The sequence below is a fragment of the Paraburkholderia sp. BL21I4N1 genome (assembly GCF_002973525.1).
Taxonomy (GTDB): domain Bacteria; phylum Pseudomonadota; class Gammaproteobacteria; order Burkholderiales; family Burkholderiaceae; genus Paraburkholderia.
This window is the reverse complement of sequence record NZ_PVEN01000001.1, coordinates 927,496-947,675: the sequence shown is the minus strand read 5'-3', so window position 1 is coordinate 947,675 and position 20,180 is coordinate 927,496. Positions and strand designations below refer to the sequence as shown.

Annotated in this window: 22 protein-coding genes; 7 read left to right on the top strand and 15 right to left on the bottom strand. The window is 59.2% G+C overall.

What is annotated here, in order from left to right:
* Positions 1 to 76 precede the first annotated feature (76 nt).
* Positions 77 to 1,324 carry an EAL and HDOD domain-containing protein gene (locus B0G83_RS04095; RefSeq protein WP_181156686.1) on the top strand — a complete coding sequence of 416 codons (1,248 nt, stop codon included), beginning with the start codon at positions 77 to 79 and terminating at the stop codon, positions 1,322 to 1,324.
* A gap of 97 nt (positions 1,325 to 1,421) precedes the next feature.
* Here the strand turns inward: B0G83_RS04095 and B0G83_RS04090 are convergent, their stop codons facing one another.
* The 3 genes from B0G83_RS04090 to B0G83_RS04080 form a co-directional block, all read right to left on the bottom strand.
* A complete protein-coding gene (locus tag B0G83_RS04090; protein WP_105506111.1) occupies positions 1,422 to 2,606 on the bottom strand; it encodes a porin in 1,185 nt (394 codons plus the stop codon).
* A gap of 160 nt (positions 2,607 to 2,766) precedes the next feature.
* Complete coding sequence (locus B0G83_RS04085; protein WP_219848996.1) at positions 2,767 to 4,101, bottom strand: MFS transporter; 1,335 nt, start codon at positions 4,099 to 4,101, stop codon at positions 2,767 to 2,769.
* An 85-nt stretch (positions 4,102 to 4,186) separates the two neighbouring features.
* Positions 4,187 to 4,552: a cupin domain-containing protein gene (locus tag B0G83_RS04080; protein WP_105506110.1), complete on the bottom strand. Its 366-nt coding sequence runs from the start codon at positions 4,550 to 4,552 to the stop codon at positions 4,187 to 4,189.
* A 133-nt stretch (positions 4,553 to 4,685) separates the two neighbouring features.
* On the opposite strand from B0G83_RS04080, the gene B0G83_RS04075 reads away from it, so the two are divergent.
* The 4 genes from B0G83_RS04075 (at position 4,686) to B0G83_RS38035 (ending at position 8,355) form a co-directional block, all read left to right on the top strand.
* On the top strand, positions 4,686 to 5,645 hold the full coding sequence (locus B0G83_RS04075; protein WP_258167683.1) for a LysR family transcriptional regulator: 960 nt from the start codon (positions 4,686 to 4,688) through the stop codon (positions 5,643 to 5,645).
* Positions 5,646 to 5,758: 113 nt separating this feature from the next.
* Entirely contained in the window at positions 5,759 to 6,850 is a 1,092-nt protein-coding gene (locus B0G83_RS04070; RefSeq protein WP_105506109.1) for a mandelate racemase/muconate lactonizing enzyme family protein, read from the top strand.
* A 34-nt stretch (positions 6,851 to 6,884) separates the two neighbouring features.
* Entirely contained in the window at positions 6,885 to 7,817 is a 933-nt protein-coding gene (locus B0G83_RS04065; RefSeq protein WP_105506108.1) for a dihydrodipicolinate synthase family protein, read from the top strand.
* 265 nt (positions 7,818 to 8,082) lie between these two features.
* A complete protein-coding gene (locus tag B0G83_RS38035; protein ID WP_146120153.1) occupies positions 8,083 to 8,355 on the top strand; it encodes a hypothetical protein in 273 nt (90 codons plus the stop codon).
* A gap of 65 nt (positions 8,356 to 8,420) precedes the next feature.
* Here B0G83_RS38035 and B0G83_RS04060 read toward each other — a convergent pair whose 3' ends face one another.
* Both B0G83_RS04060 and B0G83_RS04055 read right to left on the bottom strand, forming a co-directional pair.
* A complete protein-coding gene (locus B0G83_RS04060; RefSeq protein WP_105506107.1) occupies positions 8,421 to 8,864 on the bottom strand; it encodes an SRPBCC family protein in 444 nt (147 codons plus the stop codon).
* Between the two features lie 110 nt (positions 8,865 to 8,974).
* Positions 8,975 to 9,667, bottom strand: coding sequence for an NnrU family protein (locus B0G83_RS04055; protein ID WP_105506106.1), 693 nt, complete (start codon positions 9,665 to 9,667; stop codon positions 8,975 to 8,977).
* A gap of 151 nt (positions 9,668 to 9,818) precedes the next feature.
* Between B0G83_RS04055 and B0G83_RS04050 the strand changes: the two genes are divergently transcribed.
* Positions 9,819 to 10,289 (top strand): hypothetical protein, encoded by a 471-nt coding sequence (locus tag B0G83_RS04050; protein WP_105506105.1) that lies wholly within the window; start codon positions 9,819 to 9,821, stop codon positions 10,287 to 10,289.
* Positions 10,290 to 10,357: 68 nt separating this feature from the next.
* Here B0G83_RS04050 and B0G83_RS04045 read toward each other — a convergent pair whose 3' ends face one another.
* From B0G83_RS04045 to B0G83_RS04015, 7 genes are all read right to left on the bottom strand, one after another.
* Positions 10,358 to 10,750 (bottom strand): hypothetical protein, encoded by a 393-nt coding sequence (locus tag B0G83_RS04045; protein WP_105506104.1) that lies wholly within the window; start codon positions 10,748 to 10,750, stop codon positions 10,358 to 10,360.
* Positions 10,751 to 10,875: 125 nt separating this feature from the next.
* Complete coding sequence (locus B0G83_RS04040; protein ID WP_258167682.1) at positions 10,876 to 11,568, bottom strand: cytochrome b/b6 domain-containing protein; 693 nt, start codon at positions 11,566 to 11,568, stop codon at positions 10,876 to 10,878.
* 43 nt (positions 11,569 to 11,611) lie between these two features.
* Positions 11,612 to 12,409 (bottom strand): BPSS1780 family membrane protein, encoded by a 798-nt coding sequence (locus tag B0G83_RS04035; RefSeq protein ID WP_146120152.1) that lies wholly within the window; start codon positions 12,407 to 12,409, stop codon positions 11,612 to 11,614.
* A 57-nt stretch (positions 12,410 to 12,466) separates the two neighbouring features.
* The gene (locus B0G83_RS04030; protein WP_105506101.1) at positions 12,467 to 13,639 is read right to left on the bottom strand and encodes a DUF1700 domain-containing protein; all 1,173 of its coding nucleotides are present in this window, start codon (positions 13,637 to 13,639) and stop codon (positions 12,467 to 12,469) included.
* Positions 13,636 to 13,977: a PadR family transcriptional regulator gene (locus B0G83_RS04025; protein ID WP_105506100.1), complete on the bottom strand. Its 342-nt coding sequence runs from the start codon at positions 13,975 to 13,977 to the stop codon at positions 13,636 to 13,638. The genes B0G83_RS04030 and B0G83_RS04025 overlap by 4 nt, the downstream gene beginning before the upstream one ends.
* Positions 13,978 to 14,178: 201 nt before the next feature.
* Positions 14,179 to 14,676, bottom strand: a complete 498-nt coding sequence (locus tag B0G83_RS04020) for a hypothetical protein (protein ID WP_146120151.1) — start codon at positions 14,674 to 14,676, stop codon at positions 14,179 to 14,181.
* 187 nt (positions 14,677 to 14,863) lie between these two features.
* Positions 14,864 to 15,217: a lysozyme inhibitor LprI family protein gene (locus tag B0G83_RS04015; protein ID WP_181156683.1), complete on the bottom strand. Its 354-nt coding sequence runs from the start codon at positions 15,215 to 15,217 to the stop codon at positions 14,864 to 14,866.
* Positions 15,218 to 15,474: 257 nt separating this feature from the next.
* Here B0G83_RS04015 and B0G83_RS38030 point away from each other — a divergent pair, with 257 nt between their 5' ends.
* Entirely contained in the window at positions 15,475 to 15,747 is a 273-nt protein-coding gene (locus B0G83_RS38030; protein ID WP_146120150.1) for a hypothetical protein, read from the top strand.
* 318 nt (positions 15,748 to 16,065) lie between these two features.
* Here the strand turns inward: B0G83_RS38030 and B0G83_RS04005 are convergent, their stop codons facing one another.
* The 3 genes from B0G83_RS04005 to B0G83_RS03995 are packed head-to-tail and all read right to left on the bottom strand — an operon-like array spanning position 16,066 to position 20,177.
* Complete coding sequence (locus B0G83_RS04005; protein ID WP_105506096.1) at positions 16,066 to 16,326, bottom strand: PAAR domain-containing protein; 261 nt, start codon at positions 16,324 to 16,326, stop codon at positions 16,066 to 16,068.
* 42 nt (positions 16,327 to 16,368) lie between these two features.
* The gene (locus B0G83_RS04000; RefSeq protein WP_258167680.1) at positions 16,369 to 17,988 is read right to left on the bottom strand and encodes a DUF2875 family protein; all 1,620 of its coding nucleotides are present in this window, start codon (positions 17,986 to 17,988) and stop codon (positions 16,369 to 16,371) included.
* Positions 17,985 to 20,177: a DUF3274 domain-containing protein gene (locus B0G83_RS03995; RefSeq protein WP_105506095.1), complete on the bottom strand. Its 2,193-nt coding sequence runs from the start codon at positions 20,175 to 20,177 to the stop codon at positions 17,985 to 17,987. Before B0G83_RS03995 ends, B0G83_RS04000 begins: the two co-directional genes overlap by 4 nt.
* Between the last annotated feature and the right edge of the window lie 3 nt (positions 20,178 to 20,180).

The window sequence follows — 20,180 nt, the reverse complement described above, 5'->3', positions numbered from 1 at the left end:
TCCGCGGTACCGAATTCTCTCTTTCAGGAGTGGCAATAACGATGTACCCCGGACATTGTCTGAAATGGAAACCGGAATGAGCGCAGTCAGCAGCGTGTCTACCGAAGTCGCCGTACCGCGCGATACGGCCGTGTTCGTGGCGCGTCAGCCCATCATGGATCGGGGCGGCCGCGTCGTCGCTTACGAACTGCTTTTCAGGGACGGCCCTACGGGACCCGGCCGCATCGACGACGATTTGCGCTGCACGACGGCCGTGGTGCAACGTGCGGTGGGGTCGATCGGTCTCGAACGTTTGGTCGGCAACAAGGCCGCGTTCCTCAACTGCCCGCATGATTTTCTGTTCTCTGACTACCCGAACGTGTTGCCTGCGTCCCGCTTCGTGCTGGAGATTCTGGAATCGGTCGAGCTGACTTCCAGTCTCGCGCGACGTTGTAGCGAATTGCGCGGCACGGGCTTCCAGATTGCGCTAGACGACGTGCGCGGCATGACCGACGAAATCCGCTGGTTTCTGCCGTCAGTGGATATCGTCAAGATCGACTGGCCGTTCGTGGAACGCGACGCGTTGCCGGAACTGGTCGCCGAGTTCAAACGTGCCGGCAAGGTCGTGCTCGCCGAGAAGGTTGAAACCGTGGAGGACGCGGAACTCGCCCGGGAACTCGGATGCGACCTCCTGCAGGGCTACTATTTTTCGAAGCCGCAGATTTTTTCCGGCAAGCGCGCCATGCCGCCGGTTAAGGCGATCCTGCGCGTGTTCGACCTGGTCGGCAGCGACGCACCGTTGAGCAGTGTTGCCCGAGCCTTGAAAGAGACGCCCATGCTGGTCGCGCAACTGCTGCGGCTGGCCAATAGCAGCGAGCAACCCAATGGCAAGGCCGAGCGAATCTCGTCGTTGAAACAGGCGCTTTCTATTGCCGGCAGCCGCCGGCTGCTGCATTGGTGCGGGCTTCTGCTTTACGCCAATCGCGACGGCCTGCCTATCGACGACGATCCGCTTGTGCTGCTCGCGCAGCGGCGCGCGCATTTCATGGAGAAGGCCATCGACCTGCTGCCGGACGAGTCGCGTCCGCTGCTTGCTACGGCTTATCTCACGGGCATGCTGTCGCTGCTGCATATCGCTTATCACATGGAGTTGCGCAATTTCGTCGACGAATTGCCGGTGTCCGAATCCATTCGCGGGGCGATTCTCGACGGCGGTGGCGTGCTTGGCGAATTGCTGTCGATCGCGGGGCATCTCGAACGGAGCGAGGGAGAAGCGGCGGTTGCAGGGCTGCAACGGCTAGCTGTTTCGCCGGAAGAGTCGCGGAAGATGATCGAGTGTTATTGAAGTCGAAGTCGTCCGCGTTTTTTCAGCATGCTGACACGGTCGGTACGCCGCCACGGGCTGGAGGGTGGAAGGCTTTGACGGCGTCCGCTTCGCGCGACTAGAACTTGTGCCGGATACCCACTCGCACCAATGCCTGCCGATCGTTGCTGGACGGTGACGACTGGTTATTAATCGACGCGACCGCCGGCAGGTTGCGCGAATCCGTACCCGACGCCTTCTGATAGATCCCAATCAAATATACGTCGGTTCGCTTCGATAGAAAGTAGTCGAGGCCGGTCATGATCTGGTGGTAAGTGGCCCCGTCGTTCTCTCCGGATCGGGTCGACGTGCTGCTTCCTCGCGTGTAATCGTAGGCAATTCCGGCGAAGAGAAACGGCGTCAGCCGATAACGGAAATTCGCTTCCGCATTGTTGAAATGCACGCTGCCGGAATAACCGCTCGGATTGGGCCCACTGGTGGTGTCGCCCAGTCCTTTGAAAGCAACATTCGAGTACGTGAACCCCAGCGTTGCGGGACCGAACGTGTAGGCGCCCCCCGCCGCGGCAACCTGATACGTGTGGGCGGACAGAAAACCGCTGTAGATTGGATAGCTGCTATTGGCGCTCGCCGCCGACGGCGTGCCGGTCGTCGCATTGCCGAAAAACCCCAGATTCGGATTGCGGACATTCATATAACCGGCGCCGAGCGACAGCGGTCCATTGACATACCCCGCGCCGACGGACCACGACTGATTGCGCGTCACATCCCCCGCCACGCCGCCAAGACTGTATAGGCCGCCGACAGAGAAGCCGCCGTAAGACGCACTTTTGAACTTGATCGCGTTGTTGGTGCGAACGGTATTGTTGAAGTTATCCAGATCGCCGGGATGCGCGCCGACGTTGCCGGCCCATTGATTACCGGCTTCGAACGGACCGACGAAATCGGCGCTCACGTCATATTGGCGCCCCAGTGTTACCGTGCCGTAGCGGCCGGATAAACCGACATACGCCTGACGACCGAAAAGCAGACCACCCTGGCTAATCTTCCCGCTGTTCAGATCGAAGCCATTTTCCAGCATGAAAATGGCTTGCAGACCGCCGCCCAGATCTTCCGCGCCGCGCAGGCCCCACCGGCTGCCCTGCATTACGCCGCTTTGCAGCGCGTAAGAACGGCCGCCCTTCATATTGCTGTTGTAGTTAAACCCCTGGTCGATCAGGCCATATAGCGTGACGCTGCTTTGGGCCTGGACTCCATTGCAGATCATGCCGCAAGCGGCAAAGGTCGCGAAAGCGATTTTCTTCATGAAACGTCTCCTCTATTTTTTGTGGAATGACGGAGCATTTGCGTTGAACGTGGACAAAGCTCCGCCCTGCGCGAGCGATGGGTCGTTCGCGCGAGAAAGCGACTTTCGGGGTGAATTGACTGTGTGCTGAACCTTCAGCGCAGGTTGTCGAACGCTGGCGTCACACGCGTTGAGCGGAAGAGCTTTCCGCGCCGCCAATGCGCCCTTTGCTTTTGCGCGTGACTATCATCAAACCCAGTACCGCGAGGACGGCCAATACGACAAGCGGGCTCATTGCAGTCGAATAACTGCCGGTGTGCTGCTTGATCTGAGCGACGACGTTCACCATCAACCCGCCGCCGATCAGATTGGAAATCGCGTTGATGCCCGCCACACCGGCGGCCATCGTCTGCGGCGACAGAATCTGGCTGGACATGGCCCAGAACGGTCCTTTGAACGAATAAGCGCCGACCAGACAACACGTCAGGCATACCAGCACGATGGGCAACGACACGCTACCGAAACTGATCACAGCGAAGCCGGCTGCCGTGAGCAGCAACGGCACAGCGGTATGCAGGCGCCGCTCGCCGGTCTTGTCCGAATGACGTGCCCACAGAATCATTGCAACGACCGTGATCGCATACGGAATCGAGTTGATGAAGCCGGTCTCCGTATTCGTCAAACCGAACGACTTGAGAAACTGGGGCTGCCACACGGCCAGCACGCTGCTGGTTGCGGAGGCTACCGAACACAGCAGCGCCATGACCAGGAAATAGGGATTGCGCAACAAAGCCCACAGGCTCAGGTGTCCCACCGCGTTGCCTTGCGAGCGCTCGCTGGCGAGACGTGCCTGGAGCCAATCGCGCTGCTCGAGCGTCAGAAAGCGTGCGTTTTTCGGCGAGTCGACGAGAACGAACAATGCGGCAATACCGAGTAGGACGGCTGGAATACCTTCGAGCAAAAACAACCACTGCCAGCCACGCAAGCCACCCGTGCCATGCAGTTTGAGCAAAGCGACGGACAACGGTCCACTCGCGAAACTCGCCAGCGCGTTCGACGTCGCGACAATGCCGAGTACTTGTGCGCGATAGCGCTTTGGCAACCAGTAGCTCAGGTACAGGATCGTGCCCGGAAAGAAACCCGCTTCCGCCAGACCCAGCAAAAACCGCATGACGTATAGCGAATTCGGGCCGACCACGAAGGCCATCAGCGAAGCGATCAAGCCCCATGTAATCATGATCCGCGCGATCCAGCGGCGGGCGCCGAACTTTTCCAGCGCGAGGTTGCTCGGTACTTCGGCGATAAAGTAAGCCACGAAATACAGGCTGGCGGCAAAACCGAACATCGAATGGGAGAGGCCCAAATCCGCGTTCATCTGCAGCGCGGCGAAACCGATGTTCACTCGATCCAGCAGCGCCATGAAATACGACGCCATCAGGAACGGCACCAGCCGCAGGATAACCCTGCGCATCGTGCTGCGCTCCAACGCGGATGTTTCGGATAGTTCTACCTGCATTGTCTCCTCCTGTTTTTGGCCGGCGCCGCCGTGGCGGTGCCGGCGCCATGCCCCGTTGCAAGCCGTCTGCGGCTAGTCTTCGGGTTTAATAACGTAGTGCGGAAGCGGCCACCCAACCGGGCAACTGATCGGTGCGAGCGGGCGCGGACAGCTCGTAATAACAGGCCCCTTGCGGGTCGGCACCGACTACCGCATGCAAGCTACCGGACGGAAAAAAAACCAGTTCGCCGGGCTCCGCGTCGAGAACCGTGTCGTCGATCTGCACGGACACTCGCCCCGACACCACCACCAGCATCTGTTCGTGCGGATGGTGATGAAGCCTGCCGTCAAAACGCGTGCCGCCCGCGACCACCACCTTCATCGCGGACATCTTTTCCCCGCAAACCGTTTTACGGATCAATCCTTGCCGGGCGCTATCGGCAGCGGGAATGCGGGTCCAATCGATCAGCATGCAATGTCTCCTCCTTTGTACGGGTTGTGCGGCACCAGCCAGAACCAGACACTAACCTGTAAGAAGTCTTAGGTAAAACGCATTTATCGGCGCTACCATTCTCTTTTTTCGATCAATCGGATGGAGCCGTACCGTGAGTGATCTGCCCGTACCTGTGACCCAGTTCAACCTGCGCCTGCTGCAAACTTTCATGCTGGTCGCCGATAGCCTGAGCTTCCGTGACGCGGCGGAGCAGACGCATCGGTCGCAATCGGCGGTGAGCACGCAGATCAAACAACTGGAAACGCAGTTGGGCATCACGTTGCTGCATCGCACGACGCGCAGCGTCGTACTCACGCCCGAAGGCCGCGAGCTGCTGGAGGGCACCAAACGCGCCATGCACGAAGTGAATCTCGGCTTGCGCAAGATCCGCGAATCCGCGGACATCAAACGCGGTCGCGTTTCGCTAGCCTGTTCGCCGTCCGTCGCCGCCAATCGCTTGCCGCAGATCCTTTCGACCTTCAAAAAGGTCCATCCTGGCGTGCACATCAGCCTGATGGAACAGCACTCCGCCGAGATCTTTCACATGGTCCGCCAGGGCGACGCCGACTTCGGCATCGGCCCACTGGTCGATACAGTGGACGACGACATCAGCTTCGAGCCGATTCTCGACGACCGGATCATGGCGCTCGTGCCACGCGTGTTGCTGGCCAGTACGCGCAAAACGATCTCGCTCAAGGAACTGGTGACCATGCCGCTTCTGCTCCACACACCGGGTAGCGCGATGCGTCGCATGATTGAAAGCGCGATCGACGCGCAGTCGCTCAAGTTCGATAACAATTACCAGTGCATGCAGATGCAAACGCTCGTCTCGATGGCGATGGCCGGCATGGGCGTGGCCGTCTTGCCGCAATCGGTGCTCAAGGGTGTCAACGCGTCGAGCACGCAAACGCTGCGGCTGGTGGAGCCTTCGCTGACACGCCAGGTCTGTCTGATCACGATGCGCGGCCGCAGCCTGTCGCCCGCCGCTGCGCAGCTCGCGCAAATGGTCCGCGACCTGATCGACGACACCGCCAAACCGGCACGCCGCCGAACCACGTCTATCGCGCATTGATTCACCAATCAGAATAATCGACGTAAATTATCTGATTCTAAAAAATATCGAATCGGCTCACGCTTGAGTCCTGACGTGCCACCTTAACGGCGCGAAACACAAGGACTGAAGCTATGAAAATTGCCCGCCTGGAGGCGCATCACCTCGCCAACATCCCGATTCAACCGCCGCCGTTTCGCAAACTGCCGAATGCCGAACACGCATTGATCGTCGAGATTGAAACCACCGACGGATTGATCGGCTATTCGATGGGCGGCTATACGCATCCCGTGGTCGTCGACTTTCTCAACCATCACGCGGCCGACCTGCTCGTCGGCGAGGACGCGAGTTGCATCGAGCGGGTCATTGCGCGCTTCGATCGCCATTCGGTCGTGCGGTTCATGGGCCGGGCTTATCTCTCGGCGCTGGCGCTGGTCGACATCGCGCTATGGGATCTGAAGGGCAAGTCGCTCGGCGTGCCCGTGCACAAACTGCTCGGCGGTGCGCCTGTCTACAGCGTCGAGGAACTGGCAGCCGAGGCGAAGCATCTCGCCGAACTCGGCAACCTGCATCTGAAGAACACAGTGGGTCGCCAGGCCGTGCCCAATCCCGCCGATGACTATCTCCGCATGAGGGCCATGCGCGAAGCCGTCGGCCCGCGCGTAAAACTCGCCATGGACGGCAATTCGCGGATGACCGTTGCACAGGCAACGAAGCTCTGCCAGATGACCGAGGAACTCGATATCTCGTTCATCGAAGAGCCCGTGATCGACAACCACCCCACGCAGCTTCGCGAACTGCGCGGCAAAACGTCGATTCCCATCGCCGCGGCCGAGAATCACAAGTACTCCGCGCGCGACCTGCTGGTCAACGACGCGGTGGACATTCTGCAACCCAACGTCACGAATGACGGCGGCTATACGGCCGGGTTGCGCATCGGCATGCTCGCGCAAGCGTTCGGGCGATCACTCGGTCATGGCAACGGCAGCGGCCCGCACAACATCGCGTTGCAGGCGGCGTTATCCAACGGCGGACTCGTCGAGTACCACTTCCATAAATGGATGGCTTACAACGCGATCTTCGAGAATGTGCCGCAGCCCGAGAACGGCTATCTGCAAGTCTCTCAGGAACCGGGACTCGGTCTCAATCCGAAACGCGGCCTGATCAAGGAATTCAAAAAGGTCGACCGCACGTCGCTGCTGTTCAGCCAACCCGGCGCGATGTAACGCGTTTCACCCCTCATTCCCCGAAGGAAATCCCATGATTGATGCGCGATCAACACGCCTGCGCGGCGTGCTCGCTCCTGTCGTGACGCCGTTCCACGCCAATCTGGACGTCAACGCCGGCGAGTTCGTGCGCCACTGTGCGTGGCTGCTGGAAAACGGAGCCGGCCTCGCGATCTTCGGCACTAACTCCGAAGCGAACTCCCTATCCGTCGCCGAGCGTATCCAGCTCACCGACACATTGCTCGACGCCGGCTTACCCGCCGCCTCGATGATGCCGGGAACCGGCACCTCGTCGCTAGTGGACACCGTGCTGCTCACGCGGCATGCCGTCGACGCCGGCGCGGGCGGCGTGCTGATGTTGCCGCCGTTCTTCTACAAGAAGATTAGCGACGACGCACTTTTCGCTTACTACGCGGAAGTCATCGAACGGGTTGCCGACGCACGGCTTTCACTTTACCTGTACAACATTCCCGCGCTATCGGGCGTGCCGATTTCACTCGATCTGATCGAGCGCCTGCTCACGCGCTATCCGGGCACAATCGCGGGCGTCAAAGACTCGTCGGGCGACTGGGCAAACACAAAAGCGATGATCGACGTCTTCGCACGAGATGGCCTCGACATCTTCCCTGCCAGCGAGGCGCTGCTGACCACGGCATTGCCGCTTGGCGCAGCCGGGTGCATTAGCGCGACGGCAAACGTCAATCCACGGAACATCGCGTCGCTCTGCGAGCGCTGGCAGAGCGAGGACGCGACCGCCTTGCAGGATAAGGTCACCCGCATACGGAAGGTGTTCGAATCCGTGCCGATGATTCCGGCAATGAAGCAGGTTATCGCTCATGCAAAGGATGATGGGGAATGGCTGACCGTTCGTCCGCCGCTCGAACAACTCAAGCCGGACAACTCGGCAAGGTTGATCGACGCGTTGACTACGGCCGGGTTCGAGTTCGAGAACTTGAGGAATCGGTGAGTACTTTCGACAACATCGTTAGCACTCACGCGGCAGTTAAGTGTTGACACGCATTCCAATTACAAAGAAACTTGACCCCATGCTGACGCTCAACTTCTTCTCTTTCGCAATGTTCCGCCAAATGGCAATCCGCTCGGATATGCCACGGGGGGCCTGTACGCGTTAGACAAGTAGACACGCAGCTTACAAGGCCTCGCCGCTAATACGGACGAGGCCTTTTTTGTTTATGGCGTCTCCGTGACCGGCATCACTCGCGGAGATCATCATGGACGAAAGAAGCCCAGAATCGACAAAATATCCCGATGCCACTGCCGAATGGCAGGGCGACGGGCGCGATGCGCAATTCCGCCTCAGCCGGATGTTGTACCCGTACGAGTACTGGAGTCTTCCAATGCAGGAAGAGCGGAACTGCCACGCGTTTAATGCGCGCGTTGCCGAGCATGATTCGCGGACAACTACACGCGCAACGGCTAACGGCATGCGTGCGGCTGTGGCACGCCTGTGGTTGCTGTTGACGCGTAGCATCTCGACACGCTGAGCAAACCGTCGAGGCCGTCTTATGACGGCCTCGCGTAGAAGCTATCGCCGGACGAGATTACACGTTCAAGGAATCACTGGCTCGACTAACTTCGCCAGTTGAGCCAGCGACTCCTGCCAGCCGAGATAGCACATCTCCACGGGAATCACTGCAGGCACGCCTTCCTGCACGATAGTGAGTTCACTCCCGCACGACACCTGTCGAATGGAAACCGTCGTGGTCATCTGGCCGGGCAGATTCGGATCATCGAACCGATCCGTATAGCGAATCTTCTCGAACGGCACGAGTTCAATGTACTCGCCGCCGAACGAGTGGCCCTCGCCGGTGCCGAAATTGTGGAAAGACATTTTGTACGTGCCGCCCACGCGCGCGTCCAGATGATGAACCGTGCAGGTGAAACCGTACGGCGGAAGCCATTTCGCTTTCGCATCGGCTTCCAGGAAGGCGCGATAGATGCGCTCGGGGGTTGCGTGCAGGACGCGATGCAGATGAATGGTTCCGGTAGCCATGGTTTGCTCGCCTTTCGCTAAAAAAGTTGGACATACCCGTACGACGAATTCGCGGCATCGATATCGACAAAATCATGGCCAGGGAAAACCCGGCCGTGCTGCGACGACGGTTAGAACCAGCGCCAGATACCCGCGGCGAACCCCGCGAGCGGCCCATGCGCCCAGGTGGCCGCGAGCCACACGACAAGCCCACCCATCAGCGCGTGCATGCCGAATCCACCGAGCCGCGCGCGGCCCGTGGCGATCGCCGCGAACGGCAGATAGCTCGTCTTCGATTCCCAAACCGGCCACTGTTCAGGCTGAAGCTGTTCCTTCTTCCGGTCCTGCATGGCGGAGCCGACGAGCGCAAGAACGATAACCGCCACGCCGAGGATCATGTTCTTCGCGATCGGAAACACCGCGATATGGCACAGCCCCCACAAAGCGAACGACCACATCATCGGATGACGCGTTACCGCGAATACCCCGAGCGCGACCTCTGGAAACGCGCCTGGCCCACCCATGGTGGGCAGCGCCGGGTTGCGGATCAATGAGCCCATCAGGAGAATCGACGCGACCAACATGACGACGGTGACCACTGCCCAAAGCACGTCCCCAACCGGCCAGAACGGCGACGTTAAAGGCGCTTTCACATAGGCCCAAATCAGCCAGCCGAAGGTCACGAATGCCACCAGCGAATAAACACCCTGGAAACCCACTGCGCCAATCGCGCGGACCAATGCGCCGCGCAATGGATGAGACAGGAGAAAGTGACTGCCCACAAAGGCGACCGCCGCCACTGCCACTGCCTGGGTGCTGTCCATGGCTTTGCTCCTCGGGTTTTCAGCGCGATGAAAACGTTATAGACGATGCAAGTGCGTGTACATTTGCAACGAGTGGTCTCCGACCCGCCACTGTGTTCTTCTAATCGGTCGTTATCGGAGTGAGTCAGTCTACAGTCGCGCGGGAGCCGGTATGAACAAGCACAGCAAGAAAGCTCATCTTGAAGCGGCGGCGTCACATCACGAACAGGCAGCGCGATATCACCACGGTGCGTCCCGTTATTTCGACACGGCTCAGGGTCAGGATCATGCGCATGCCGCGCATCAGGCGATGATGGCCCACGGCCACACATTGCAAGCCATCGACGAGGCTCACGAGGCCGGTGCGCATAGCACAGGCGCGCCGCCGACAACGCCTGCCTCGGCCGCACCGGGTGCCAGCCATGCCAGCATGGTTAGCGCGACGGCAAAACAGCACGCAGCGGCGGCGGAACTCCACCTGCAGGCAGCGCAGCATATGCGCCACGCCGTCAAACTTTTCGATCAGGATCGCGGCGCAGTCGCTCACGACGCGCAGCTCGCACTCACACTTGCATTGCGCGCGTTATCTCACGGCAACGAAGCGGCCCGACTGTTTGTCAGGCTCGCCGCCGTCGACGCTTAGCGAATAGAGCGGCTAATGAGCTGGCGCGCGCCCGATTCGCGCGCGCCGCTCACGGCGATATCTTGCGTTCAACCCGGACTAGCTTTCCTTTCCAGCAAGTCCGCCGCAACGGTCTTCGCATGCGCGACGGCCTCTTGCGCATTAAGGAAAACACCGAGCTGATCCCAGTGTTCTTCCACCGCGTACGTACCCCTCGTGCCTAGCGCTCGCTGGACGCGCAATTGCGCCGCATAGCCGCCCTCTTCCAGTGGCTTGGCCGTTGCAATGACCTTGTGAGGAAGACCGGGACGCTCTGGCTGAACCAGCTCCAGAGAACCGCCCGGCACACCCACATCGTTCAACGCATTCCTTGCCTTGCAGTCCGGGCAGTAAAAACACCACCCGCTGTCCTCGCGCTTCGGTTTGACCTGCCCGCGAGCGAGCACGGCGCGACACTCAACGTTTTCGCAGATGAACGGCATAGCTGTCTCCGGAGTTGTTTGCGGAAATCCTAGCATGACCGTCGACGCGCAACCATTGGCATTGATGCCTTATTTGCTTAGGGTCCGGTTGATCGCGAATCAGGCGCCGCGGCAGAACGCGCGTGTCAGAGATAGTTGGCGAGCGCCACGACGACGGCGGCCGCGATAGCGAGCAATAAGAGCGCCAGTGCCGCCGACGCCAGACGCGGCGCCTGGACGTCCATCGGCAGAGACTTACGGCCTGTCAGCATGGGCCGCAGCAGGTTGTGTCCCTTGGCGGCCGCGTAAAGCAGAATGGCCGTCACGTGCAGCACGACGGCGATCAGCAGGACGTCCCACACGACGGCATGCAGCGTGGAAATCGCATTGGCGACCGGCGCGGGCATCCATTCGGAAAGGGGGCCAACGTCGGCGACGTCGTTGTAGACGTAGAGGCCGGTGAGCGTTTCCGTCAGCAGTAAAGCAAGCAGCAGTAAAACCATCCACCCGCCGGCGGCATTGTGGCCCACCTGCACATCTCGATCGCGGCGCAACATATGCCGCAGATGCTGCAGCGCGGCAACGGGCGAAGCCAAAAAACTGCGGAATCGCGCCGTCTCGCTGCCGAAGCAGCCCCATAGCAAACGGAACAGCACCAGCGCGAGTAAGGTTTCGCCGATCCGGACGTGCCAGTCCATCCAGTTCAAGCGGATGGTGACGTAGGCTGCAACGACCAGCACCACCACGGACCAGTGGAAGAGACGGATGGGCAAGTCCCACACCACGACCGCTCGATGAGCAGACTGCTGCGCTGAACTGAGCGGCGGGTGGGGATCCACGTATTGGCCCTCGCGTGCCTGAGGCTGAGTGGGCGGCGCCGCTTTATCGCTCGCCGAATACCCCACGATAGCTACCATACAGCGACATGACGATCAGCGCAGTGGTCAGCGGCGTCACGATGAGTGCGCACACAAGCATCGGCACAAAAGGAACCAGTAATGCGCCGGCGACGATTGCAACGACGCCCAAACAGGCGATGGGCCAGTTGCGCACCACCGCTCGCACACTCGCTGTGATCGCATTAGCCGGTGACGCGTTGTTCAGCACCACCAAAGCCGGGGCAAACCACAACAGCGCAACCGGCACCACATGGATCAGCACATTGAACAGCGGCTCCAGCGCATTGTCCGCGCCATGGTATGTGGCGTAAGCGAACGTCAAGGCATGCACGCCATTCGCCGCAACGGAAGCCTTCACGCTTACATGAAATGCCGCAAACAGAATCAACTGGCCTATGTACGTCGCGGCAACGCAGCACGCGCCGATCGTGAGCAATGCGTTGCGGTGCGCATGGACAGCGTCGACCATCTCGCTGACCGACCACCGCGCATCATTGCCCGAGCGCTCCTGCATTAGCACGACCGCCGCGATCGCGATCGGCGCGACGAGCATGGCCAGCATCAACAACGACGGTACCAAGCCCAACAGCGTCGAGACGTCGGCGCAGGCCAGGACCGCCGCGAGCCACAACACCGGCCGTACGCGAGCGATGCGCACGCCTTCTTCGAGCCAGCCCGCGAAACTCGCCATACCGATCGCACGCGCATTCGGAACACGGGAGTCTTGCGTATTGCGTGCGCCGTTCGGGACTGCCGAGTCGTGCAAATAGTGCATTTTCATGACCATTTCCTTTTTACGGAGTGAGTTGACGAACGTGAGTCACCCGCGCCGCCCCTATCAGGAGGCGTGCCCTGCTTCCAGCCGGGTGGTGATGACCTCAAGTTGCCGCTGAACGTAGTGGGCCAGCGCGCGCCACGTAATGCGCGTCAGCCACACACAAAAAAACAAACCGACGACCCCTGCCAGCAGCATCGCGAATCCATAGATCATTACGCCGATGCTTGAATGACGCGGTCCGAAAATCATCACGTCATTGATGCCGTTCCTGATCGCAACGTGATCACTGTCGATCACCACCGAATCCGAGCCGCTGTGTACCGACAAACTTTTAGGTTGGCCGCCCGCGCCTTGTACGAAGGACAAACGGTCGCCATGATTCGATACGTCCCACGCCATGGCTTTCGGATCGCTGCCGATGCGCGCGACGGAAACATGGTCGCCGTCGGCATCTTTCAAATCGAGTGCAACGATATCGGCACGTGCGATCGACCATGAACCGTCTTTCTCGACCTTGAACAGATCGCGTCCGCCACCGACTGAGTCGATCTTCAGCTTGCCATTGTCATTCTTGATGTCCAGCGGGCCCGCCACCGTCACCACCGAAATTCGCGTGGCGTCGTCGGGACGCAGGAAGAAGCGGTCGCCCACTACGCGAAAGACCTTCATGTTCACTTGCGCGAGACGCGCGTCGTCGGAGTTGGAAGCGGCGCGTTCATCGCCGTCGTTGTCGTCGTCTTTGTCCGTTGCCTTGCTGCTCGATTTGGCGCTGACGTGGCTCACTTCGTCGCTTTCGAAATTGAACGGCAGCGACGTGAACGACGACGGCCACCCCAACAGATGATGACTGCCGAGCGCGATGACCGTCACGAATCCGGCAACGGCAAGCGCGCCGGATACCACGTAGCCGACCGTCAGCATCAGGAGATAAAACATGAACGGAATCAGCAGGAACAACTGCAACAAGCCGAGCCCGGCGATCGACACGATGACTTTGGCCAGATTGCCAAACGAGCGCCGTGCTTCCCACTGACGCAAGGTTGCCTGAGCCTTCAGTTCGCGCGCCAGTTTGATCGGGTCGCCGAGCGCCGCGACCACGTCCGCTTCGCTGCGGCCGGCGGCGAGCGCGTCGCCGAAATACTCGTGGTAGTCCGCCACGATCTCGTCCACTACGTGCTTCGGCAAACTCCCCAGTTCAACGCGGAGCTTCTGGATAAATTCTTCCTGCGTCATTCCTGTTCCCCTGTTCCCGAGGGCATGCGGGACAGAGCCAGCACGCCATTGACCTCATCGACAAAACTGCGCCATTCGTCCTGCATTTCCGCGAGACTGTCGCGGCCGGCGTTCGTCAAGGTGTAGTACTTGCGCGGCGGCCCCGAGCTGGATTCGACGAAGTACGTGGTCACCCACGCTTCAGCCTGGAGCCGGCGCATCAGCGGATAAATGGTGCCCTCGCTGATTTCCATGGTTTCCGATAGGGTCGACACGATCTCGTACGCGTAACTGTCGCCGCCGGCGAGGACGGCAAGCACACACATGTCGAGCGTGCCCTTCTTAAGCTGGGTTTTCATTCAGAGCCATTTTGTTGCGTGCATAGCACGGTACCTTGTTATGCACTGGCGGGAGGTGGTCTTCCCCGTTTGTTGATAGGTACTCTAGCAGCCGGTACCGTTCAATGCAAGGTATCTTTTTATGCACGGGCCCAGAGACGGCCAGTGGATCGAATGAGAACCGCGCGAAGCGACGCTTCGCGCGTTGCCGCAGGCAGCAGCTTAGTTCGTTGCCTGAGGGGCGCCTTTCTCGTGCAGCGTGATGACGAGCGACGGCAGGTATTGCGGGACGGTAATCAGCGAAGACTCGTCGTCGTCACCGCCGTCACCACCGGCGTCGGTGCCGAAGCGGAAATGTTTGGGCTCGATCTTGGCCGTGGTGGCTTCGATTGCGCCTTCAGTTGCCGCGAACCCTTCTTTTTCGCAGCGGATTTTGAGCGCGGATGCGGAGCGGCGAACCGTGACGGTGTCGGGCGCGGTGACGGACCAGTCGCCTTTGTCATTGGACAGCGAGCATTTTGCGTCGGTAATCGGGCCGGCTGGGCCCACTACCGAGACTGACAACTCTTCACGTTTCGGATCCTGGCCGCCGTCGTGGCCGCCATTGGCGCCGGTCACGTTGACGGTGTTTTTTCCCGTGACCATGAATTCACTCATTCCTTGACCTGCCATTGCACTGGCCGAGAAACTTGCGATTATTACGAAGATGACAGATTTCATACAGGCTTTATCCGTGGCGCGTGAGTTATAAATTTTTCTTTGCGACGGCGATCTTATTACATGTCAATTTATTTGGGGGGTTTGCGCGGGGTGTTTATCCACTCCGAAATATCGGGGTCGTGAATGCGATCGAGTTATCTATTTCGCATGGGGTGGTCGGGGCCAGCTGACTGTATTTTCGGCTTGATCAGGGCAGATATTCCAGCCAGGCTTTGAGTTCTCGCGTACGGTCCACGGTCCGCTGCGTCAGGCAATTCGACTGAAATGCGTTACGCCCAGTCCCCGCTTCGCTCACCTTGTACCAGGCATCGCATTCACTATCGCGAAAGCGAACCCATTGCCGCTGAGCCTCGGCGAGCTTCGCTTTCAACGCCGGATAGTCGACGTATTCGTTCTTAGGCACAGATATCTTCCGCACCACCTGACTGTATGTCGCGTTCAGATCGCGATCAGCCCTTTCGAATTCGCGCTGAGTGGCCTGTTCAACGCAGGGATCCGAGACATCGTTCGGCTTGCATTCCTGAGCTTGAACGGCGGACACCAACACAAACGCCGTGACGAGCGCGAATGAGAGGGTGAGGCATCGGCGTGGACGCAATGGCGGCTCCGAATCGTTAACGTGAGGACGATGTCCGAAGTATGGCGAAAGTGACTTCAAAACGTGGAGTTCAAAATCGCTTTTTCAGTCAAGTTTTGTCGCAGGATTTCCAGACATTTATCCTGTTCGTGACGCCGCATTTCCCAGAACGACAGTGACGCTCGACGCGGCTTCGCGCGTGCTTCGTTCGGACGGTTGTAGTGAATCGTGAGAAGAAAGCGGCCTCGCTTGATAAACACGATGTTCTCGTAAAAAATCTCGATACGCGCCACCTTGCACCGGTCGTGTTAAAAAACCGCGCGCGTGGTGAGGTTCATGCTAACCAGCGCGATCAACGGCGTAAAAAAGGTCATAAGGACCGTGCCGAAGCTCATGAACGGGTTCGATGCCGCGAGAAAGAAGAAGCAACCGAGAATGACAAGAATCGTTACGCCGAAGGCCGGCATCGCAAAGCGGCTACCGCGTATTGTTAGCTGCGGTCCGTTGGGCTGGGAAAGGGTATTCATCGCTGGGATTCTCGAATTGAAAATTGGGCTCGTCGGCGATACCAGAGCAGTTTTTTATCTTGCCCTTCGACGCGCTGGGTTAAGGCTGTGATAGATTTTTTTAAAAACGTTATTGGGCTGGGTGGGTATTTTGCACGATGGCGTGGACAGTGGAAGCGCAAATATCCGAAATTGATTCATTGAGCATCAATTTCAGTCGTTTCAATGTTTATTGCCTTTAGTAAAAAAAGATATCGCGGTCAAACTTGATTAGGTCGTTTGTCGGATAAGGTTGATGCCTGATCGTCAACCACCCGTCTCCGTCTGGCTGGCGATCAGGCGAGCGCCGCACGCGAGTTCGTCGCCATCACAAGCGGCCGGTTGTCCCGCGAAGCGTGCATTGCCGGATACTCGGGCGATGTGGGTCTGGCCGTGAATCTCGCAGATTGCCGGGTCATGCAAGCGGGCAATCGCACGGCCCTTGATGCGGGAGTGCGGTGCGCCCGATAAGACGCGGCCGCCATGGCTGTGCGTGTCGCCTTCGACGATGTATCGGTTCTTAGCCATTCATTCCTTTCGTTGCGATTGATAACGGCGTTGCACCGCTGCCTAAAAAGCCCAACTGAATTCCTGCGGATGCGCCTCGCGCGATGTTTGGTCGGGCGGTGACACCATCACGATGCTCGCGTGGAGCGGGTCGCGCAGGTTGATGAGTGCGCTGGTCTTGCCGTCGCTGTATCCCATCATCAGCGCGAGCGTCATTTGCACCCACGTCGAGCTCGTGCCGGTATCGCCTCCGATCCGGCGCTGCATGTCGAACGCGTCTTTGGGATCGTCCAGATCGATGTGCTGCGGGTTGTCGTGCAGTGCCTGGATGAGCAGCGCGAGATTGGTGGTCGACATGCCGGTGTCGTGGAATATTCGACCGGGCTGGTCGTTGGGAGCCAAGGTGCCGAGTGCCTGTCGCCAACCTTCACGCAATTTTTCGATGCGTTCGCCCTTCTTGAGCGGCTCGCCGTGGTTGTTGCTTAGATCGATCCGAACAGATCGATGCAGGTACGCGAGTACCGGCCAGTTGTCGTATTCCGTCAATTGCCATGTGGTCCACGGTATTGGGACCCAGGGGTTTGGTTTGAAGCCTTCTCGCGCCTTCAACCGCGTCGTCTTCCAGAACTCTGCCAATTTGCTGTGCCAATAGTCCCACGGCATCGCTTCCTTGCCGGCCTGCCAGTATGCGTGCTGAAGGTCCCAGAAATAATTCCACAACTTGATCACGTCGTATTGCGTCTTCGTGTTGTCGATTGATTCAGGAGCATCAACTACATATGGCCGAATCATCCGGTCGACACGATCCTTGCGCGTTACCAGCAACGCGACGAAACTGTCGGGCCGTTTCGGAACGAAATAGCCTCTAACGTTCGATTGCTCCTGGTAGTTGTCACCTGGTGTATTCATGTACATGCGAGTGTTGAGGCCGTCCTCAACCAGTACAACCGCAGCAGGTAGATCTGGATGCGTATCGAAGAACTCGAACAGTCGAGCGACAACACCGTCACCGTAAGCGGTGTGAACCTCGTCGAGTTGGATATATAGTGGATTCGTAATACCGGCTCCGTTATCCGCCCCCGAGATATGCGTTGCCATACGGTCGGCGTACTCGGTGCCCTCTCCGCGCGGAGGGCCGGCCACGATCACGGGAATTGGCCAAAAGTCGACCCAGCGGCGGAGCGTGTAGCCGAAAACATTATTTTCTCGCTGGTGTCCCGCGAAGGTACGGTCATCGAAAGTATAGGGGTAGTCTTTCGGAGACTGCGGCAGTAGTACCCCGTTTGGACCGGCTTCGTCGAGACGCATCAATAAGGCGCGTTGACGAAATCTGTCGACGGTCACGCCGAAGCGGCGGATCTCAAGCGTGAAATGAGGATCACGTGGGGCGATGGCGGCTGCGGCATCCTTACTGGCGGCTGAGCTTTGCACGATGGCTGGATCGAACTGTCGCACATCCTTACTCGCCCACGCGTCATATCCTATATACAGCCCTCCCGCCAGCAATACTGGAGGCACAATCAGGAGCAACAAGCGTTGGAACATCGAGGTGTCTTCCAAAGGTAAATAGCCATCTATCATGAGAAGCTTCAGCACTCCGGTCCATGCCAGGATCAGGGTTACCAGCGCGAAGATGAACAGGAACAACCCGCTACCCGGTGGGCGGGTCAGAGATGTCGTCATGGCGTGTCGGAACGGTGGAAAAAGGTTGAACGGATCGGACTGTGCGCTTTGATCCGAATCTGATCGTTGCGGGTTTTGATGATCTCGTTCACTACTTGTCGAGGTGGAGTCTTCGGCACGAGCGTTTCGCCCGGAAACTCGCCCTTGTCGTAATATGAGAAGGTCGCCTCGACGATATTCCGTGTCGACGGATCAAGCTGGTTATATCGACGGCCCGCATTCCTCGTCTTGTTCAAAGGTGTACGCCAGTTCGCAATAGCCCGCAGCAATACAGCCCAGTCCGGATCATCAAGCACCCGCGCCTGCCCAATCGACACATCGAACGCCGTTGCGCAACGATGATTGCGCCGCCCGCTCATCACCGCCGAGTGATACGAATCATCCACTCGATAATTGTTCATCAGCCTCACCTTCGCCTCGTTTGGCGTCTCATACCGGATCACCACGATCTGCCCCGCTACAACCGGCGCATCCGAATCCCCAACAGTCGGCGGGAACGCCCGGTACACCTTGCATTGGTCGTCGGGCTGCTTGCCCGCGTTCAGCACGCCCGCGACATCGGTAGTAGCCGGTGGCTTGCCAGGATTCAGTTCTGGCCACGGCATCATCTGAGGCGGCAGAAGTTCGAGCTCCGACACACTGAGCGCCGTCTCGGCCTCGACCTGATCGATCGACTGCCTTCCTGCATGTCGTTCGTTCAAGGAAACGCCATCGAGCGGTGCCTCCCCGCTACCCGGAAGCGCATTCGCCTCCATGTCCGGATCGAACGGCGGCGAGAGTTCCTCCCCGTTGATGGTACGCATCGTGTTCTTCGCGATTTGCGCCTGTTTCGCGAGTGCTGCCCCGCCGCTCGTTCCGTGTGAACTCTCACCCTCAAGACGCATGTTGTGCGGCCCTGGCGGCGTCCCCACTTGCACCGGCTTGCCTTGCCGCACGCGACGAGTAAAGACGCGTTGCAACAACGACCCGGATAGCAAAGTGACGGTTTCCTCCTTTGCGCCAAACTGCGCTGCGGAAACCTGAAGTGCGTCGGGCAAACCGATACAACCCATTCCGGCCACGCCTCTGAGACCGACGGTCGCGTCTTCGGGACAGAAGTACAGGTAGACCTTGCCGCGATTGTCCCGCTCGGCGAATACTCCGCATGCGTGTCCCGGTCCCGTCAGTCGAGTCGCCCGATGCGGATCCCAGGCGGGCCCCGTGACGCCATAGTTGTCGGCACCGCCCTTGACCATCTTCAGGCGTTCGAGCGGTGGCTGACTGTGTCGGTGGTTCGCAACCAGCGCGGTGAGGTTCGCCAGCGTCTTCGTACGCGCAAAGACGGTCTGTTGCTCGTCGCTACGTTGCAGGAATTGGTCGGTGCGAGATTCGTTGAGTGAGTACGGCGAATCGATCAGGATCAGCGTGTCAGCGGGTCTACACGCTGGCCCCGAACCTTCCATCAGGAAAGCCTGCGCCAGCAATGTAATCAACGTCCCCTGACTGTGCGCGATGATGTTCACCGTCTCATTGCTGTCGATCAACCGAATCTGCCTCACAAGCGCCGCCAGCCGTTTCGCGGCCAGCACCATGTAGTGCCGGCTCGGCGCTTCGCGCAGTGGATGGGTCAAGTCCCCTTGCAATGTGTCCAGACTCCATGTCTTTGCGCCTCCCTGAAAGTGCGAATCGAACATATCGGGGACGTTCGTCGTCGCATTGGCGAACATGCCACCGCCCTTCGCGCGATGACTGTCCAAGCGGTTGCCGAACTTATCGATGTACTGGCCGTTCTTGGTCTGCTTCTCCGGCTCTTTAGCCAGATCGCTGGCGCTAGCCTTAAACCCCCAATAAAACGGAATCACAGGACTCTTCGTCCCCGGCGGTTCCTGCCGACGATAGATCACATCGTCGAGGTTTTTCATCAAATCGGCGACGGTCACTTTGCTTGGGTCATTCGCCATACGACCATGCGTGTACTCACCGCCTTTCAAATCCAAGCGGCCGAGCCGATCGTTCAGGCCTTCGCACAGGCCGCTCTCCACTGCGCCAAAGTCGGTGCCAAGATCATTCACGCCATGGATAAGAATCGTCGTGCACGGATAGCGGTTTTCCACGTCGACGTTCGCGTGTGCATTGGCCGGCCGGTTGGGGTACAGCAGCGCTTTGCGCTCGCCCACCACGCGATCGGATCCGATTTTTGACGTGCTCATTGG

Coding starts and splice junctions, on each gene's coding strand:
- B0G83_RS04095 (WP_181156686.1), top strand. CDS start 77: ATGAGCGCAGTCAGCAGCGTGTCTACCGAAGTCGCCGTACCGCGCGAT.
- B0G83_RS04090 (WP_105506111.1), bottom strand. CDS start 2,606: ATGAAGAAAATCGCTTTCGCGACCTTTGCCGCTTGCGGCATGATCTGC.
- B0G83_RS04085 (WP_219848996.1), bottom strand. CDS start 4,101: ATGCAGGTAGAACTATCCGAAACATCCGCGTTGGAGCGCAGCACGATG.
- B0G83_RS04080 (WP_105506110.1), bottom strand. CDS start 4,552: ATGCTGATCGATTGGACCCGCATTCCCGCTGCCGATAGCGCCCGGCAA.
- B0G83_RS04070 (WP_105506109.1), top strand. CDS start 5,759: ATGAAAATTGCCCGCCTGGAGGCGCATCACCTCGCCAACATCCCGATT.
- B0G83_RS04065 (WP_105506108.1), top strand. CDS start 6,885: ATGATTGATGCGCGATCAACACGCCTGCGCGGCGTGCTCGCTCCTGTC.
- B0G83_RS38035 (WP_146120153.1), top strand. CDS start 8,083: ATGGACGAAAGAAGCCCAGAATCGACAAAATATCCCGATGCCACTGCC.
- B0G83_RS04060 (WP_105506107.1), bottom strand. CDS start 8,864: ATGGCTACCGGAACCATTCATCTGCATCGCGTCCTGCACGCAACCCCC.
- B0G83_RS04055 (WP_105506106.1), bottom strand. CDS start 9,667: ATGGACAGCACCCAGGCAGTGGCAGTGGCGGCGGTCGCCTTTGTGGGC.
- B0G83_RS04050 (WP_105506105.1), top strand. CDS start 9,819: ATGAACAAGCACAGCAAGAAAGCTCATCTTGAAGCGGCGGCGTCACAT.
- B0G83_RS04045 (WP_105506104.1), bottom strand. CDS start 10,750: ATGCCGTTCATCTGCGAAAACGTTGAGTGTCGCGCCGTGCTCGCTCGC.
- B0G83_RS04035 (WP_146120152.1), bottom strand. CDS start 12,409: ATGAAAATGCACTATTTGCACGACTCGGCAGTCCCGAACGGCGCACGC.
- B0G83_RS04030 (WP_105506101.1), bottom strand. CDS start 13,639: ATGACGCAGGAAGAATTTATCCAGAAGCTCCGCGTTGAACTGGGGAGT.
- B0G83_RS04025 (WP_105506100.1), bottom strand. CDS start 13,977: ATGAAAACCCAGCTTAAGAAGGGCACGCTCGACATGTGTGTGCTTGCC.
- B0G83_RS04020 (WP_146120151.1), bottom strand. CDS start 14,676: ATGAAATCTGTCATCTTCGTAATAATCGCAAGTTTCTCGGCCAGTGCA.
- B0G83_RS04005 (WP_105506096.1), bottom strand. CDS start 16,326: ATGGCTAAGAACCGATACATCGTCGAAGGCGACACGCACAGCCATGGC.
- B0G83_RS04000 (WP_258167680.1), bottom strand. CDS start 17,988: ATGACGACATCTCTGACCCGCCCACCGGGTAGCGGGTTGTTCCTGTTC.
- B0G83_RS03995 (WP_105506095.1), bottom strand. CDS start 20,177: ATGAGCACGTCAAAAATCGGATCCGATCGCGTGGTGGGCGAGCGCAAA.